General features: G+C 67.7%; 10 protein-coding genes. 8 read left to right on the plus strand and 2 right to left on the minus strand.

The genetic code is table 11. The features are described 5' to 3' along the window. Position 1: 1 nt before the first annotated feature. Together GM676_RS01415 and GM676_RS01420 are read right to left on the minus strand one after the other, a co-directional pair. Positions 2 to 1,972, minus strand: a complete 1,971-nt coding sequence (locus GM676_RS01415) for a peptidase U32 family protein (RefSeq protein ID WP_155461583.1) — start codon at positions 1,970 to 1,972, stop codon at positions 2 to 4. A gap of 58 nt (positions 1,973 to 2,030) precedes the next feature. Continuing rightward, positions 2,031 to 3,626 (minus strand): methyl-accepting chemotaxis protein, encoded by a 1,596-nt coding sequence (locus GM676_RS01420; RefSeq protein ID WP_211923126.1) that lies wholly within the window; start codon positions 3,624 to 3,626, stop codon positions 2,031 to 2,033. 188 nt (positions 3,627 to 3,814) lie between these two features. Between GM676_RS01420 and GM676_RS01425 the strand changes: the two genes are divergently transcribed. From GM676_RS01425 to GM676_RS01460, 8 genes are all read left to right on the plus strand, one after another. Further along, a complete protein-coding gene (locus GM676_RS01425) occupies positions 3,815 to 4,414 on the plus strand; it encodes a DUF642 domain-containing protein (protein WP_155461585.1) in 600 nt (199 codons plus the stop codon). Between the two features lie 38 nt (positions 4,415 to 4,452). Beyond that, a complete protein-coding gene (locus GM676_RS01430) occupies positions 4,453 to 7,374 on the plus strand; it encodes a ligand-binding sensor domain-containing diguanylate cyclase (protein ID WP_170304187.1) in 2,922 nt (973 codons plus the stop codon). 196 nt (positions 7,375 to 7,570) lie between these two features. Beyond that, the gene (locus tag GM676_RS01435; RefSeq protein WP_155461587.1) at positions 7,571 to 9,499 is read left to right on the plus strand and encodes a TOL_0244 family TonB-dependent receptor; all 1,929 of its coding nucleotides are present in this window, start codon (positions 7,571 to 7,573) and stop codon (positions 9,497 to 9,499) included. Beyond that, the gene (locus GM676_RS01440; protein WP_155461588.1) at positions 9,487 to 10,086 is read left to right on the plus strand and encodes a TOL_0243 family YfiR-like periplasmic protein; all 600 of its coding nucleotides are present in this window, start codon (positions 9,487 to 9,489) and stop codon (positions 10,084 to 10,086) included. The genes GM676_RS01435 and GM676_RS01440 overlap by 13 nt, the downstream gene beginning before the upstream one ends. Further along, positions 10,083 to 13,253 (plus strand): sensor histidine kinase, YfiR-like protein-associated, encoded by a 3,171-nt coding sequence (locus GM676_RS01445; RefSeq protein ID WP_155461589.1) that lies wholly within the window; start codon positions 10,083 to 10,085, stop codon positions 13,251 to 13,253. Before GM676_RS01440 ends, GM676_RS01445 begins: the two co-directional genes overlap by 4 nt. Beyond that, entirely contained in the window at positions 13,250 to 15,682 is a 2,433-nt protein-coding gene (locus tag GM676_RS01450) for an EAL domain-containing protein (protein WP_155461590.1), read from the plus strand. The genes GM676_RS01445 and GM676_RS01450 overlap by 4 nt, the downstream gene beginning before the upstream one ends. Before the next feature lie 75 nt (positions 15,683 to 15,757). Further along, positions 15,758 to 16,984, plus strand: a complete 1,227-nt coding sequence (locus GM676_RS01455) for a hybrid sensor histidine kinase/response regulator (protein ID WP_155461591.1) — start codon at positions 15,758 to 15,760, stop codon at positions 16,982 to 16,984. Then, positions 16,965 to 17,984 (plus strand): ABC transporter substrate-binding protein, encoded by a 1,020-nt coding sequence (locus tag GM676_RS01460; RefSeq protein ID WP_155461592.1) that lies wholly within the window; start codon positions 16,965 to 16,967, stop codon positions 17,982 to 17,984. The genes GM676_RS01455 and GM676_RS01460 overlap by 20 nt, the downstream gene beginning before the upstream one ends. Positions 17,985 to 17,989: the final 5 nt, after the last annotated feature.

Raw genomic sequence — 17,989 nt, forward strand, 5'->3', positions numbered from 1 at the left:
TTCATGCGCGCGGGCGCTGCTTGTGGAAGGTGATCGGGCTGTAAGGAATGTTCGACGGTGGCGGCGATTTCAGGATGCCCGGCTTCATGGCGCCGACCACGTGCATCTCGCATGGCTTGCAGTCAAAGCGCAGGGTATAGGTTTCCTCGCCGCTGACCAGCGTCATCGGTTCGGCACGGACCTGGCCTTGCACGCCTTGCACGCCCTTGGCCTGTTTCGGGCACAGATTGAACGAGAAGCGCAGGCAATGCTTGGTGATCATCAGCGGCACTTCGCCCGCTTCCTCGTGCGCCTCGTAGGCGGCGGCGATCAGCTGCACGCCGTGCTTGTGATAGAAGGCGCGTGCTTTCTCATTGTAGACGTTGGCCAGGTAGCTGAGTTGGGTATCCGGGAAGATGGCCGGCGGTTCGGCCGCGGCCTTGCGTTGCGGACGATCCCAGGCGGTCAGGCGCACGGCCTCGTGCCGTTCGATGGCTTCGCGGCGCAGCGCGTTGATGGCGGCCGACGGCACGAACCATGGCCTGGACAGGTCCAGCGTCACGCTCTCGGCCGAGAACATGGTGTTGCCCAGCTTGGCCAGGCTGGCGCGCAGGCCCGCTTCCGCCTGTTCGGCCTGCTGCGCCGGCTGGAAGGCGATGGCGGCGTCGGTGTCGCTCGTCAGGCCGTCTTCGTCGCACAGCGACAGGCGCAGGCCGTCGGCGTGTTCGCTCAGGGTCAGGTGCAGGCCGACCTTGCGCTCGGACGACTTCTTGTTCAGCGCGCCTTCCCAATGGTGATCGCGGTTGCGCATGATGGTCATGCCGATCTTGAGGCCGGGCAGGGCGCTGATCTGCTCGTTGGGGAACACACGCCATTGCTGGCCGTCTTCATCCTCGCCCAGCTTCTTCACGGTGTTGGCCTGGATGCCGAAGGTTTCGCGCTTGTGCAGATAGTTCAGGCCGTCGCCATTGGCCATCGGCGCGTTGGTGTTGAGGTCGATGTGATCGGGGCCGATGCGCAGCACCGTGCCCAGTTCCACGCCCACGTATTTCGGGCTGTCGAAGGCGCCGATGTTATCCAGGCGGCCGTTGGCGAAATAATCCGTGTGGCCGCGGTGGAAGGTCTTGTCGACGTCCGGCGTGAACAGGATGCTGGTGTGGCCGCTGGCGGCGCGCGTGAATTCCGTGCGGCGCTCCATGATCTCGTCCAGCAGCAGGCGGTAATGGGCCGTGATGTTCTTCACATAGCCCATGTCCTTGTAGCGGCCCTCGATCTTGAACGAGCGGATGCCGGCGTCCACCAGCGCTTCCAGGTTGGCGCTCTGGTCGTTGTCCTTCATCGACAGCAGGTGTTTTTCGTACGCCACCACGCGGCCCTTGTTGTCGCTCAGCGTGTACGGCAGGCGGCAGGCCTGCGAGCAGTCGCCGCGGTTGGCACTGCGACCGGTGTCGGCGTGCGAGATGTAGCACTGACCCGAGTACGCCACGCACAGCGCGCCGTGGATGAAGTATTCCAGCGGCGTGTCGACTTCGGCGTGGATCTTCCTGATCTGCTCGATGGTCAGCTCGCGCGCCAGCACCAGCTGCGAGAAGCCGACGTTGCCCAGGAATTTGGCCTTCTCCATGGTGCGGATGTCGCACTGGGTGCTGGCGTGCAGCTGGATCGGCGGCAGGTCCATTTCCAGCAAGCCCATGTCCTGCACGATCAGCGCGTCGACGCCGGCGTCGTACAGCTGCCAGATCTGCTTGCGGGCGGCGTCCAGTTCGGCGTCATGCAGGATGGTGTTGAGCGTGACAAAAATGCGCGAGCGGTAGCGGTGCGCAAACTCCACCAGACTGGAGATTTCCTCGATCGAATTGCTGGCGTTATGGCGCGCGCCAAAGGCCGGGCCGCCGATGTAGACGGCGTCGGCGCCGTGCAGAATGGCCTCGCGGCCGATTTCGGCGGTTTTGGCGGGCGACAGCAGTTCAAGCTGGTGGGCTAGCAGAGACATGGCTTGATTCCTTACTTATGAAGGCGGGAATTATAGCAAAATCAAGGCCTTAAGTCACTTAACTCAATGCTGGCAGGCGCGCCGGGTCGGCCCCTTCATGCAGCTTGAAGACGCTGACCACCTCCACCAGCTGGGCCGCCTGGCTGCGCATCGACGACGCCGCCGCCGCGGTTTGCTCGACCAGGGTGGCGTTTTGCTGGGTGTCGGCATCCATTTTTCGCAGGGCCTGATGCATTTCGGTGATGTCATTGCTCTGCGCGTAGCTGGCCTGGGTGATTTCCCCTGTGATGGCCGCGACTTGCTCGATGCTGTGCACCACCTCCTGCATGGTGCTGCCGGCCTGCTCGACCAGCTGATTGCCGGCGTTGACTTGCGACATGGAGTCGCCGATCAGCCCCTTGATTTCCCGGGCGGCGCCGGCCGAACGCTGGGCCAGATTGCGCACCTCGGACGCCACCACCGCGAAGCCGCGCCCCTGTTCGCCGGCGCGAGCGGCTTCCACGGCGGCATTCAGCGCCAGGATATTGGTCTGGAAGGCGATGCCGTCAATGACGCCGATGATGTCTTCGATCCGGCGCGCGGTGCTGTCGATGGCCGCCATGGTCTGCGTCATCTCCTGCATCACCTGGCCGCCGCGCTGGGCGGTGGCGGCGGCGCTGTCGGCCAGCTCATGGGCTTGCTGCGCGCGGCCGGCGTTCTGCGCCACCGTATCGGTCAGCTCGCGCATGGTGGCCGTGGTCTGTTCCAGCGAACCGGCCTGGTCGGAGGTGCGGCTGGCCAGATCCTGATGGCCGCTGGCGATTTGCGCCGAGGCGCTGGAAATCGCCTCGGTGGCGTCGCGGGTGCGCGACACAATCCGTATCAGGTCGTTGCGCATGTCTTGCATGGCGTGCAGCAGGCTGCCGCTGTCGTTGGGGCGCAGGTGGATGCCCACCGCCAGATTGCCGGCCGCGATGCGCCCGGCCAGCGCCGCCGCCGTGGACGGTTCACCGCCCAGCTGGCGAAACAGCGTGCGCAGGATGTTGGCGGCCACCACCGCGCTGAAGGCGAGCGCCAGCACGAACAGCGCCAGCATTTGCCAGCTGGCGGCCAGCATGGACGCGGTGGCGGTGGCTTCATCGGCGGAAGAGCGGGCGTTGGCCAGCTCCACCACGCGGTCGATGGCTTGCCGGTGCTGCTGGTAATGTACGCGCATGCGCTGGGCGGCCTGCGCGGCGGCGTCATGGTCGCCGCGCTGCAAGGCCGGCACGAAGTCGCGCTCGGCGATCTGATAAAAAGCCCGCGCGGCGGTGGCGGACTGTTGCAGGAGGGCCTCCTGCAAGGCCGGCTCCAGCTGGCGCCCGCGCCAATACTGGTGACGGGTTTCGAACTCCTGCTTCAGCACTTGCAGGCGCGCCAGCAATTGCTGCCGTTCGCCGGGATTGTCGCTGGCCAGCAGCTCATGCACCACCAGATAAGACTCGATGATGTATTCCGGCGGCGGCAGGACGTCCGCCACCAGGTCTTTGCTTTCCACGATGCGCTCGTAAATCGGACCGTTGACGCGCACGTCGCGCAACACCTTCACGGACCAGGCGCCATACAGGATAAAGCCGGTGCCAAAGGCGGCCAGCATCAGGAAAAAACGGGTCTTCAGATCAAAAGGACGGGCCATGCTGCCTCCAAGGGGGACGGGGTACCGAATACCATGCAGTCTATACAGACGATCCGCGGCTGCCGATAGGGCGCCACCGCTTTTGATTGTAGGGAAATCCTGACCCATAAATCAGGTCGCCAAGTAGTCATTTTCTTGTTAAAGTGAAACTCTAGTTGTTATATATTAATCTAAAAAAAGAGGGATATATGTTTTTACGTAAATTTTTCAGCGCCAGCGCGCTGGTGCTGATGGCGGCATCGTCGCAGGCGGCGGTGATCGTGTTCAACGATAACTTCGATGCCGACAAGACCACCAACAACGTCACCCAGTTCGTGCACGGCTGGACCGTCAGCAACGGCACCGTCGACCTGGACGGCCAGGGCTTTGTCCACAATGAATTGCCGGGCCACGGCCACTATGTCGACCTGGACGGCTCGACCAACCAGGCCGGCCTGCTGAGCAACAGCATCAGCCTGACCGCCGGCTACACTTACACCCTGAGCTTCGGCCTGGCGGGCAACCAGCGCAACTGGGGCGACGATACCGTCGACGTGACCTTTGGCAATGTGAGCAAACCCTACCTCATGCACCAGGCCGACGCCCTGACCACCTACACCATCGACTTCAAGCCGACGGTTTCTGCGGTCTATCAGTTCAGCTTCCACAACCGCGGCGGCGACAACCGCGGCGCCTTCCTGGACAACGTGGCGATCAGCGCCGTTCCCGAGCCGGACGGCTACGCCATGCTGCTGACCGGCCTGGCCGCCATGCTGGGCATGACCATGGTGGCGCGTCGCCGCCGCTAATCCGCATGCAGACATGCCGCTGGCGGCATGGGAGTGAGATGCGCATCAGACTCTTCATCGCTGCCGCTCTGGCAGCGCTGCTGACGTGGATGACGCCGGCCGGCGTCTCCGCGCAGCAGTTACCCGTCGAATACCTCACCCAGCGCGACGGGCTGGGCAATCTTTCCGTCAACGCGCTGGTGCAGGATGCCACCGGCTATCTGTGGGTCGGCACCGAGAACGGCTTGTTCCGCTACAACGGCGCGGCATTCCGGCGCCATGGGCCGGCCGAGGGCCTGGCCGATACGGCGGTCCTGGCGTTGATGGTCGATCGCCGCCAGCGGCTGTGGGCCGGCACCCGCGAACAACTGTATGTGGGCACGCAAGGCCGCTTCCAGCCGGTGCGGTTTGGCGATCAGGGCTTGTGGGCCGATTCCAGCCAGTCGCTGGTGGAGGGCACGGACGGCGGCATCATTTTGCTGAGCGGACGCGAATTGTTCCAGGTGTTCGAGAAGGAGGGCGGCTTTGCCGCGCGCCGGTTCTTCAGCGACCCGCAACGCGCAGCCACGCGCGCATTGCACGAGATCGAAAGCCTGATGGCCGATGCCGACGGCAGCCTCTGGATGGGCTGCGGCAAGACGCTGTGCGTGCATGACGCGCGCGGCCTGACCATGCTGGGCGCCGGCGATGGCGTGCCCGAGGACGTCTGGCGCAACATCCGCCGCACCGCCGACGGCACGCTGTGGGCGCGCGGCCGGCACCATGTGATCGTGCTGGAGCCCGGCAGCCGGCGCTTCATCGACCGTACCCCGCCGGGCGAGCTGATGCGCAAGGCCACCATCGAAACCAGCCTGGTGGAAGACGCCGATCACCGCGTGCTGGTCAGCGTCGATCAAGGCCTGGCGCGTTGGCGCGGCGGGCGCTGGGAGGTGTTCGGCGCGGACAACGGCCTCAAGATCGGCAGCGGCGTGACGGCCATGCTGGTCGACCGCGACCACGGCCTGTGGCTGGGCACGGGCGGGCACGGCCTGGTGCGCTGGATGGGCTATGACAACTGGGAAAACTGGGGCACCGGCCAAGGCCTGCCCGACGACAAGGTGTTCGCCTTCCTGCGCGACGCAGCCGGCCGCTTGCGGATCGGCACACGCTCGGGATTGGTCATGATGCCGACGCCGCAAGCCACGCGCGCCGTACCGCTGCCCGGCTATCGGGCGGAGCAATGGAACAGCATGGTGATCGATACCCACGGCCAGCTGTGGACCGCCAGTTACGTCGGTTCGCTGATGCGCGAGGATGGCCACAGCGGCGCCGTGACCCAGGTCGCGTCGCTGCCGATGATCTTCAATCTGCTGGTTGATCGCGAGGGCCGGCTGTGGGTCAGCACCGCGCAAGGCCTGTACGTCATTGAGGACACCCGTTCGGCACAGGCGCCGCAGGTCGCGCCGGGGCTGCCGGCCGGCAGCGACCTGGCGCGCGAGGTCACGCGCCGCAGTTGCCAAGGCACCGATGGCAGCCTGTGGTTCCTGACCGCCGCCCGCCTGTGGCGCCTGCGCGACGGGCAATGGACGGACTACCTGGCGCGCCAGAAAAACGAATCCGATCTGGAGGTGATGACCTGCGCCAAAGGCGGCGGCGTGTGGCTGGGCCAGGGCGCGTCGGTGTGGCATGCGCAGGTGGGCGCCAGCGGCCTGGTCAAGCGCGAGCAGCCGTCGCCGCTGCTGCGCGACAGGCTGGTGGTGGCGCTGCACGAGGATCGCCATGGCTGGCTTTGGGTGAGCACCGATGTCGGCCTGCTGATCTGGAACCGCCAGCAGTGGCGCCAGTTCGACGATAGCGACGGCCTGGTCTGGAACGACCTGAATGCCCGTCCGCTGTACGAAGAAGACGACGGCACCATCTGGCTGGCCAGCACCAACGGCGCCTCGCACGTGATCCGGCCGGAGCGCCTGTTCGCGCCGTATCCGTTGTCGGCCATTGTCGAGAACGTGGAACGCGACGGCAAGCCGCTGCATGTGCGCGACGGCGATGAGCTGCCCTGGTCGGCCGGCGCGCTGACCATGCAGATGGCCAGCCTCAGCTACGAGCACCGCAACGCCTTGCGCTTCCGCTACCGGCTGGCCGGCCTGGAGCAGGAATGGAGCACCACCGCCATCCCGCAGCTGCGCTATGCCGCCTTGCCGCCGGGCGCCTATCGATTGCAGTACGCGGTGCTCAACCTGGACACCCAAAGCGAGTCCGAGGTGCGCGAACTGCGCTTCACCATCCTGCCGCCGTGGTGGCTGAGCCGCTGGTTCTTCCTGTTGTGCGGTCTGCTGGCGGTACTGGCCTTGCTGCTGCTGTACCGCTACCGGGTGCGCGGGCTGCATGCGCGCAACGCGCACATGGAAACCGTGGTGCGCGACCGGACCAGGGCGCTGGAGACGCGCACCCGGGAGCTGGAGTTGTCGCAGGAAGCCTTGCGCGAGCGGGCCCTGCGCGATGGCCTGACCAAGGCGTGGAACCGTGTCGCGATGCTGGAAATGCTGGAACAGGCCGCGCTGAAGTCGCGGCGCGACGGCGGCACTTTCCTGTTATGTCTGCTCGACCTCGACCACTTCAAGCGCATCAACGACACCTACGGCCACCTCGCCGGCGACGCCGTGCTGCGCGACCTGGTGCGGCGCCTGAGCGAATCTGTGCGGCCCTACGATCTGGTGGGGCGCTATGGCGGCGAAGAATTCCTGGTGCTGCTGCCCGACCTGGGCCGGACCAACGGCGCGGCGCGGGTGGAGGCGATGCGCATGGCGGTGGCGGCCACGCCGTTCGACCTTGGAGAGCAGGGCCTGCTGGCCGTCACCGCCAGCTTTGGCGTGGCCGAGTTCGATCCGGCCCATCCGGCCGCCGGGCTGGAGCTGGTGCGGCGCGCCGATCTGGCGCTGTACCGCGCCAAGGAACTGGGCCGCAACCGGGTGGAGTACGCCGCGGCGGAGGAAGCGGATTAGGCGAGCGGGGCAGGTTGTTGCGTTTCATACATATCAAGCTGCAATCTTGCACAAACTGTTAAATTCCATAAGGGAAGTGTCCCGGATGTGGCTATAATTTTCCCATCCTCCGGGCCGCGATAGCCAGTTCGCGCCTGTTCAGGACAAATGCCACCGCCGCCAGCGGCGGTGAACAGCAGGCAACCACGAGGGCTTTATGGCCAGAACCGCCAGCTATTCTGTAGGACTATTGGTTGCAACCACGCTGGCCGCTGTGCCGGCGCACGCCAGGGTGGTGGAGCCGGATTCCATCGCCGACATGTCGCTGGAACAGCTGAGCGACGTGATCGTGACCTCGGTGTCGCGCCAGCAGGAAAGGCTCGGCAGCGCCGCCGCATCGGTCTTCATCATCAGCGCCAGCGACATCCGCCGCAGCGGCGCCCAGTCGCTGCCCGAGGCGCTGCGGCTGGCGCCCAATCTCCAGGTGGCCCAGGTCGACGCGCGCAATTGGGCCATCAGCGCGCGCGGCTTCAACAGCCCGTTCGCCAACAAACTGCTGGTGCTGATCGACGGCCGCAGCATCTACAGTCCCTTGTTCTCCGGCGTGTTCTGGGATGCCCAGGACGTGGTGCTGGAAGACGTCGAGCGCATCGAGGTGATCAGCGGTCCCGGCGCCACCATCTGGGGCGCCAACGCGGTCAACGGCGTCATCAACGTCATCACCCGCTCGTCGGCCGACACCCAGGGTGGCCTGCTCAGCTATGCCGGCGCCAGCCGCGACCAGAACGGCGCGGCGCGTTATGGCGGCGCGCTGGCCGGCGGCGGCACTTATCGCGTGTATGGCAAATACCAGCAGCTGGACGACACCGTCACCGACAGCGGCCGCAACACCCGTACCGGCATGCACCGCTCGCAGGCCGGTTTCCGCGCCGACTGGGCCTTGGGGGAGAGCAGCCTGAGCCTGTTCGGCGACGGCTACCAGGGCCAGCTGGGCCAGTTTGCCGCCTTGCCGGTGCATATCTCCGGCGTCAATCTCCAGGGCCGCTACATCCGCAAGCTGTCACCCGAGTCCAATCTGCGCTTGCAGCTCATCCTCGACCACACCGAGCGCAACCAGCCCGGCCAGTTTGCCGAGCGCCTGTCGACGCTGGACATTGAGGCCCAGCACGACCTGCGTCTCAATGCCAGCAACGTGCTGACCTGGGGCGGCGGCTATCGCCAGAGCCGGGACAAGGTGGACAGCCTGGCCGGGGTGGCTTTCCTGCCGGACGATGTGAACCTGCGCTGGGCCAATCTGTTCGCCCAGGAGGAATACGCGGTCACGCCGGATCTCAAGCTGACCGCCGGCGCCAAGGTCGAGCACAACGACTATACCGGCGCCGAGTATCTGCCCAGCCTGCGGCTGGCGTGGACGCCCGACCCCGGCCAACTGCTGTGGAGCAGCCTGGCGCGCACGGTGCGGGCGCCATCGCGCTTCGACCGTGACCTGTATTCGCCGGGCGCGCCGGTGCAGATGGGCGGCCGGCGCGTGTATGTGGTGGGCGCCAGTCCCGGCTTCGAATCCGAGGTGGCGCGGGTGCTGGAGCTGGGATATCGCGCCCAGCCGATCGCCAGCCTGTCCTGGTCGGCCACGGCGTATTACAGCCGCTACAGCCAGCTGCGCACGTTGGAGCCGCAGCCGAGGACGGCGCCGGCGCTATACGTTTTCGATAACGGCGCCGAGGGCAGCACCCGCGGCATCGAACTGTGGGGGCGCTGGCTGGCAACGCCGGCCTGGCGGCTCAATGCCGGCCTGGTGGTGCAGCGGGTGCAACAGCGCCTGCTGCCCGGCGTGCGCGACGCCATGCCCGTGTTCGGCTTGCAGCCGAATGATCCCAGCCGCCACTGGCTGCTGCGCACCTCGCACGACCTGAGCGACCGCAGCACGCTGGAGCTGACGCTGCGCTACGTCAGCGCGCTGCCGCATCCGGTCGTGCCGGCCTATTACGAGATGGATGGCCAGTGGATGTGGCAGCCGCAGCCCAACCTGGAGGTGGCGCTGATCGGGCGCAATCTGCTGCACCGTTCGCATCCCGAGTTTGGCGCGCTGCCGAACCGCAGCGTGATCGAACGCGGCGCGCTGTTGAAACTGACGTGGCGATTCTGAACGTGGCGATCGGCACCGGATGGATGGGGATGCGGCGGCGCGCCAAGGCGTTGCTGCTGGGATGCGCGCTGCTGACGGCGCCGCAGCGGCCGGCGGCAGGCGAGGCCGGCGTGGGCACGGTGGAAGCCCAGGTCAAGGCGGCGTACATCTACCGCTTCGCCGAGCACATCGAGTGGCCGGCGGAGGCCTTCGCCAGTCCCACCGCGCCGCTGACGATCGCGGTGGTGGAGGCCGAGCAGGTTGCCGCCGAGCTGAACCAATTGCGCCAGACGCGCCAGATCAAGGGCCGCGCGGTCAGCGTGCGTACCTTGCGCGCCGGCGACGCTGCCGGCGGCGTCCAGGTGCTGTACATCGGCGCGCTGGACGGCGGGCGCCTGAAACGCACGCTGGAGGCGGCGCCCGGCGCCGGCGTGCTGGCCATCACGGACGGGGCCGGCACGCTGGCCGCCGGCAGCGCCATCAGCTTTGTGCAGATCGACAACCGGATTCGCTTTGACGTCTCGCTGGCGCACGCCGAGCGCAACGGCCTGAAGATCAGCGCCCGGTTGCTGGCCGTGGCGCATAAAATCGAAGGGGAGAAGCCATGAAGCTGCGGATACGCTCGGTGCGCCACAAGCTGCTGTTGCTGGTGCTGGCGACCAATCTGTGCGCGCTGGCGCTGGCCGGGATCAGCCTGCTGTACCACGACCTCGGCGACAACCGCGACACCACGGTGCGCGAGCTGACCTCGATCGCCGCCATCCTCGGCCAGGGCAGCGTGCTGGCGATCGAGTTTGACGACGCCAAGGTGGCCAATGAAAACCTGGCGCTGCTGCGCGCCAACGCCAATATTCTGACCGGGGCCATCTACACGGCCAGCGGCCAGCTGTTCGCCAGCTACCGGCGCGACGCGAAGTCGCCGGCCGCCCCGGCCTCGCTGAAGCCGGGCGATGGCGCCAGCTTCGGCACCGGCGACCTCACCGTGTTCCGCCGCATCACCGATGCCGAAGGCGTGCGCGGCACGGTCTACCTGCGCGAGCGCTACGACCTGGGCGCATGGCTGCGCGGCTATCTGGCCATCCTGGCGGCGGTGCTGCTGGGCAGCCTGTTGCTGGGGCTGGGCCTGTCGTCGCTGCTGGAGCGCTGGATCTCGGGGCCGATCACCCGGGTCAGCGATATCGCCCGCCAGATCGTGCGCGAGCGTAACTACCGGCTGCGCGCGCCGAAAGACAGCGAGGACGAAGTGGGCCAGCTGGCCGACGCCTTCAACGGCATGCTGCAAACGCTGGAGCACGAGATCACCGAGCGCGCCGCCGCCGAGACCGAGGTGCGCGCGCTGAACACGGGGCTGGAGGCGCGCGTGGCGGCGCGCACCGGCGAGCTGCGGGTGGCCAATGCCGCGCTGGAGGCGCGCACCGAGGAGGCCGAGGCCGCCAACCGCGCCAAGGCCGAATTCCTGGCCAATATGAGCCACGAAATCCGCACGCCGATGAATGGCATCCTCGGCCTGGCCTATCTGCTGGAGCAGCGCCAGCTGGACGCCGACGCCGCCGACCTGGTGCGCAAGATCCGCAACGCCGGCCGCTCGCTACAGGCCATCATCAACGATATCCTGGACCTGTCCAAGATCGAGGCCGGGCGGCTGGAGATCGAGCGGGTGCCGTTCGATCTGTCGGACGTGCTCGACAATCTGGCCAGCATCATGGCGGCCAGCGCCGGCGACAAGGAACTGGAGCTGACCATCGCGCCGCCGCCGCACGTGGGCCAACTGGTGGGCGACGCGCTGCGGCTGGAACAGGTGCTGATCAACCTCACCGGCAACGCCATCAAGTTCACCGCGCGCGGCGCGGTCGGCATCGGCCTGACCCTGCTGGAGCACAGCGACAACCATGCGGTGCTGCGCTTTGCCGTCACCGATACCGGCATCGGCATCCCGGCCGACAAGCAGCAGCACATCTTCTCGGCCTTCAGCCAAGCCGACAGCTCGACCACGCGGCGCTACGGCGGCTCCGGGCTGGGCCTGACCATCTGCCGCTACCTGGTCGAGCACATGGGCGGCCAGATCGGCGTGAACAGCGTGCCGGGACGCGGCAGCGAATTCTGGTTCACCATTCCGTTCGACTGCGTGGCGGCCGGCCAGGTGGAACCGGCGGCGCTGACCAATCTCGATGTGCTGGTGGTCGATGACAGCGACATCTCGCGCGAGAATATCGCCCTCATGGCGCGCGGGCTGGGCTGGAGTGCCAGCCAGGCCGAGTCCGGCGAACAGGCCATCTCCAGGCTGCATGAGCGCCACCAGACGGGCAGCCATTTCGACGCCTTGCTGCTGGACTGGCAGATGCCGGGCATGGACGGCATGCAGCTGGCGCAGGCCATCCGCCAGTCTTATCCCGCCGAGCAGCAGCCCATGCTGATGATGGTGACCGCCTATGCCCGCGACGAGTTGCTGCGTCATCCGGACATTGAGCTGGTGGATGGCGTGCTGACCAAGCCGGTCACCAGCTCCTGCCTGTACAACGCGTTGGCGCGGGCGCAGCAGCGGCGCGGCGGCGACGGCGACAAGCTGCCGGAGCGCACCGCCAGCGCGCGCGTGGCCGGGGTGCGGGTGCTGGTCACCGATGACAGCGACATCAATCGCGAGGTCGCCATGCGCATCCTCACCGCCGAGGGCGCCACCGTCAGCCTGGCCAGCAATGGCCGCGAGGCGGTGGACTGGCTGGTGCAGCATCCGGACGCGGTGGACCTTGTGCTGATGGATGTGCAGATGCCGGTGCTGGACGGCTACGAGGCGACCCGTCTGCTGCGCCAGATGCCGGCGTTTGCCGGCCTGCCGATCGTGGCGCTGACGGCCGGCGCCTTCAAGAGCCAGCAGGACGAGGCGCGCGAGGCAGGCATGGACGCGTTTGTGGCCAAGCCGTTTAACGTCGATGAGCTGATGGACGTGGTGTGGAACCTGGCGCGCGGCGGCCCGGCGCCGAATCAGGCGGGGACCGGAGCCGCTGCCGCGCCCACCGAGGTCGCCGCTACCGCGTCCGCCGACGCCGCGCACACCGCCACCGCCGCGCGCACCGATGCAGCCGCCACCACCGCGCCTGCCGCCACAGCCGCGTTCGTCGCTCCCGTTGCGCCCGGCGGAGCCACTGCTGCTGCCGCTGTGGGCGCCAGCGCCATGCCGGCCGAGCTGCCCGGCATCGATCTGGCGCGCGCGCTGGCGGTCTGGAAGGAGCCGCGCCAGTACAGCGCCATCCTGGACCGCTTCGCCGCCGACTTTGGCGACATTGCCGACCGCCTGGCGGCCGAACTGGCGGCGCGCGGCCCCGCCGGCCTCGACGCCGCCAGCCATCAACTCAAAGGCGTGGCCGGCAATCTGGCCTTGCCGGAGGTGACCCGGCTGGCGGCGGCGCTGCAACAGGCCGCTGTGCATGGGGGCGACGCCGCCGGGCTGATCGAAGCCTTGCGCGCGGCGCTGGCCACGGTGCTGGCATCGGCCGCGTCACTGGCCGCCCAGGCGGCCGGGCAGGGCACATCGCCGCCGGTGCCGGCCGCGCTGGCGGCGCAATCGGTGCCGCAATTGCTGGACGCGCTGCTGGCCTGCCTCGACCATGACAACCCGGACGCCGCCACCTCCCTGCTGGCCGCGCTGTCGGCCCGGCTGCCGGGCGGCGCGCTGGACACCGTGCGGGCGCGCCTGGATGGCTTCGACTTCCGCGGCGCCGAAGCGGCGGTGCGCGCGCTGATCGCCTCCCTGCGCGACCGACCGGCAGGTGCGCAATGACCGCCCCGATCCTGATCATCGACGACGAACCCGGCAACCTGGCCACATTGCGCGCCATCCTGGCGCCGGAGCATGCGCTGGCCTTCGCCCGCAACGGCGCCGAAGGCCTGGCGGCGGCGCGCAAGCATCACCCGGCGCTGATCCTGCTGGACGTGCAGATGCCGGACATGGATGGCTACGCCGTGTGCCGCCAGCTCAAGGCGCAGCCGGACACCAGCGACATCCCGGTCATCTTCGTCACCGCCATGAGCGAGGTCGGCGACGAGGCGGCCGGCTTTGCCTGCGGCGCGGTCGACTACATCGTCAAGCCGGTGTCGCCGGCGCTGGTGCGGGCGCGCGTGCGCACCCACATGTCGCTGGTGCACGCCAACCGGCTGACCCATTACGTGCGGGAGCTGGAATCGCACCAGCTGAAAATCGCCCGCCTCAGCCGCATCAAGAGCGTCCTCAGCGGCATCAACGCGGCCGTCATCCGCATTCGCGACCGCGCCGCCCTGTACGACGAGGCCTGCCGCATCGCCGCCGAGGCGGGCGGCTTCGACACCGTCTGGATCGCCCTGCGCGACGGCAACCGCCTGCGTCCCGCCGCCTGGCGCGGCGCCAGCGCGGAGCGGCTGGAGCAGGTGCTGGCGGCGATGGCGCAGGAGCCGGACGACGAGCTCAGCGCCCCGCGCCGCGCGCTGGCGTACGGCCATGCCGCCTGCTGCAACGACCTGAGCGCCCCCGGCCAGGGCGGCGCCCCCTGCGCCGACGCGCGCGGCCATGGCTTCCTGTCGCTCACCGCGCTGCCGCTGATGCTGGGCACGCGGGCGGCCGGCGTGATGGTGCTGTACGCGCGCGACGCCGGCTATTTCGATGCCGAGGAACTGGCGCTGCTGGAGGACCTGGCCGCCGACATCTCGTTCGCCATGGAATACATCGCGCAGGAGGAGCGGGTCAACTACCTGTCGTATTACGACGCCGCCACCGGCCTGCCCAACCACGCGCTGTTCCACGACCGCCTGGGCCAGATCATCCAGTCATGCAAGCACGACGGCAGCCATGCGTTTGTCTTCATGATCGACCTGGACCGCTTCAAGCGCCTCAACGATGCGCTGGGTTCGCGCGCCGGCGACCAGGTGCTGCGCATTGTCGGGCAGCGCCTGGTCGATGGCCTGGACCGGCCGTGCACGGTGGCGCGCCTGGCCAACGACGTGTATGTGATCGCCGGGACGTGCGGCGCCAACGAGAATCTGCTGCCGCTGATCGAGCACGCGGCCGCGCTGATCGGGCCGCCGATCACGCTGCACGACCGCGAGATCCACCTGACGGTGCATGGCGGCATCGCCAGCTACCCGCGCGACGGCGCCGACGCCGACACCATGCTGGCGCATGCCGAGGCCGCGCTGCGCCAGGCCAAGAGCGGCGGCGAGCGGCTGTCATTCTATTCACCCGAGCAGAACGCGGCGATGATGGCCAAGCTGGAGCTGGAGAGCCTGCTGCGGCGCGCCTGCGAGGAGCAGCAATTCGTGCTGTACTACCAGCCCAAGATCGACCTGGGCAGCGGCCGCATCGCCGGCGCCGAAGCGCTGATCCGCTGGATTCATCCGGAGCGGGGCATGGTCTCGCCGGCGCAGTTCATTCCGCTGGCCGAGGAAAGCGGCCTGATCCTGGCAATCGGCGCCTGGGTGATCGCCAGCGTCTGCGCCCAGCAGGCCGCTTGGCAGACGGCCGGGGTGCCGGTGGTGCCGGTGGCGCTCAACCTGTCGGCCGCGCAGTTCGGTCAGGGCGATCTGGCCGCCCAGGTCGCCAGCCAGCTGGCCGCCCACCGGCTCGGCAGCGACCTGGTCGAGCTTGAACTGACGGAATCGCTGGTGATGCGCGATCCGGCCGGCGCCGGGCAAACCATGCACCAGCTGCGCGCGCTCGGCCTGCACCTGTCGCTGGACGATTTCGGCACCGGCTATTCCTCGCTGGCGCACCTCAAGCGCTTCCCCTTCAACAGCGTCAAGATCGACCGCGCCTTCGTCACCGACATCACCACCAATCCGGACGACGCCGCCATCGCCTCGGCCATCATCGCCATGTCGCACAACCTGCGCATGCTGGTGATCGCCGAAGGGGTGGAGACGGCGGAACAGCTGGAACTGTTGCGCAGCAAGGGATGCGACCTGATCCAGGGTTATTACTTCAGTCCGCCGGTGTCGGCGGCGGCCTTCGCCGCCATGCTGAGCGCCGGCCAGGGTATCGCGCTGCCGCTCGCGCCTGGACAGCAGCGCAGTGTGCTGCTGGTCGACAATGACGCCGACATGGTGGCCGAGCTCAAGCGCGCCTTGCAGGCGGCGGGATACCAGCTGCTGCGCGCCGACAGCCCGCAAGCGGCGCTGGAGACGCTGACGCACACCCCGGTGCAGGCGATTCTGTGCCCACCGCCGCCAAAAAACCGGTGAAAATTGGTGACAATTGCCCATGGAGATAGCTGGCATAATGTTTAATATTGCTGACCTTGCCTGAGGGGAGCGCAAATGTCAGAACCTGTCTCAGCTGCGCGCATTGTGGTGGTGGATGACCAGCTGTCGCACCTCAAGGCCTTGTGCGACATCCTGGGCCAACACAGGTTTGACGCCATCGGCTGCGCCACCGGCGAGGCGGCGCTGGCCACGCTGCGCACCGGCAATTTCGACGTGCTGCTGACCGATCTGGTGATGCCGGGCATCGACGGCCTGGCGCTGATCGAAGCCGCGCGCGCCCTGGACCCCCATATTGCCTGCATCATCATGACCGGCGAAGGCACGGTCGACACCGCCGTCAAGGCCATGAAGATTGGCGTGATGGACTATGTAGTCAAGCCGTTCAAGGCCGCCACCCTGCTGCCCATCCTGGACCGCGCCATCGAATCGCGCCGCCTGCGGGTGCAGAACGTCAAGCTGGAGGCGGCCCTGCGCGAACGCGTGGAAGAGCTGGGCTTCCTGAACACCGTGCTGGACGCCGCGCGCAAGGAGGCCGAGCGGGCCAACCAGGAAAAATCCACCTTCCTGTCCAGCATGAGCCACGAGCTGCGCACGCCGCTCAACAGCATTCTCGGCTTTGCGCAAATCCTCGCCAGCGACAAATTCCCCAAGGGCCAGGGCGACAGCCAGCGCTTCGCGCAAAACATTGTGCAGTCGGGGCGGCACCTGCTATCGCTGGTGAACGAGATACTCGACCTGGCCAAGATCGAAGCGGGCAAGATCCCGCTCACCATCGCCCCGGTGGCGCTGGACGCGGCGCTGCGCGAAGCCTACGTGATCGTGGGGCCGCTGGCGCAGGCCCGGCAGGTCACGCTGGCGCCGCTGCCGGAGACGCGGCTGGAGCTGGCCGCCGACGAGATGCGGCTCAAGCAGATCCTGGTCAACCTGCTGTCCAATGCCGTCAAGTACAACCGCGAGCATGGCAAGGTCAGCGTGCGCTGCATGCAGCACGAGGGCCACTGCTCGGTTGCCGTCAGCGACAGCGGGCAAGGCCTGAGCCCGGCGCAACTGGCCAGCATCTTCCTGCCGTTCAGCCGCGCCGGGCGCGAGGACAACAAGGAAGAGGGCACCGGACTGGGCCTGACCATCACCCAGCGGCTGGTGGAGGCCATGCGCGGCACCATCGAAGTCGAAAGCGAGCCTGGCGTCGGCAGTACCTTCCGCATCGACTTGCCGCTGCACGGGGCCGCCGCGCCGGCCGCCAACACCCACGGGAGCCGCCATGCATCGCTCCGGCCGTAAGGCGATCTGGCTGGCCGCCGGCGCGGCCCTGCTGGCGGGCATCGCCATCGGCTTGTGGCTGGGCTTGCGGCCGGCGGGCGCGCCGGCGGCCACCGAGTCGCTCATCATCGCCACCAACACCGACTACCTTGGCGCCTGCCCGGTGGTGGCGGCGCGCGACCAGGGCTATTTCAGCGCGCACCAGCTACAGGTCCGGCTTCAGCCGCACAGCAGCGGCAAGCAGGCGCTGGGCGCGGTGCTGTCCAACCAGGCCGATATTGCCACCGTGGCCGACATCCCGATCGCCTTCGCGGCGCTGAGCGGCACGCCGGTGCAGGTGGTGGGCACCATCTTCCGCACCAGCCAGGACCATGGCGTGGTGGCGCGGCGCGACCATGGCATCCGGCGCGCGGCCGATCTCAAGGGCAAGCTGATCGGCGTCACCCTGACCACCTCCGGCCACTTCGCGCTGGAAGTCTTCCTCAACCGGCTGCGTCTCGACAGCGACGACGTGCAACTGCGTAACTACGCGCCGGACCGCCTGCTGGCGGCGCTGGAGGCCGGCGAGGTGGACGCGGTCAGCGCCTGGGACCCTTTCCTCAGCCTGATCGAGCAGCGGCTGGGCGCGCAGGCCTTGCGCTTTTCCGGCAAGGAGATCTACGAGAGCATCTACAACATGGTGGCGCCCACCGCCTACCTGCGGCAGCATCCGCAGACCGCGATCCGCCTGTTGCGGGCGCTGGCGCAGGGCGAGCGCTATTGCCGTGAGCATCCGGCCGAGGCCTCGGCCTTTCTGAAACAGCTGACGCCGGAGGGCAGGGCGGCGATGCTGGCGGCGTGGCCGTCGCATCATTTCGGGCTGGAGCTGGACCAGAGCCTGCTGCTGGTGCTGGAAGACCAGTCGCGCTGGGCCATCAAACAAGGCCTGAGCAGCGCGCGCGGCGTGCCGAATTTCCTCGACTATATTTACCTCGACGCGATGAAGGCGGTCGATCCCGCCGAAGTCACCGTCATCTACTAGGAACA

Source organism: Duganella radicis, from assembly GCF_009720825.1.
In the GTDB taxonomy this organism is placed as follows: Bacteria; Pseudomonadota; Gammaproteobacteria; order Burkholderiales; family Burkholderiaceae_D; genus Rugamonas; species Rugamonas radicis.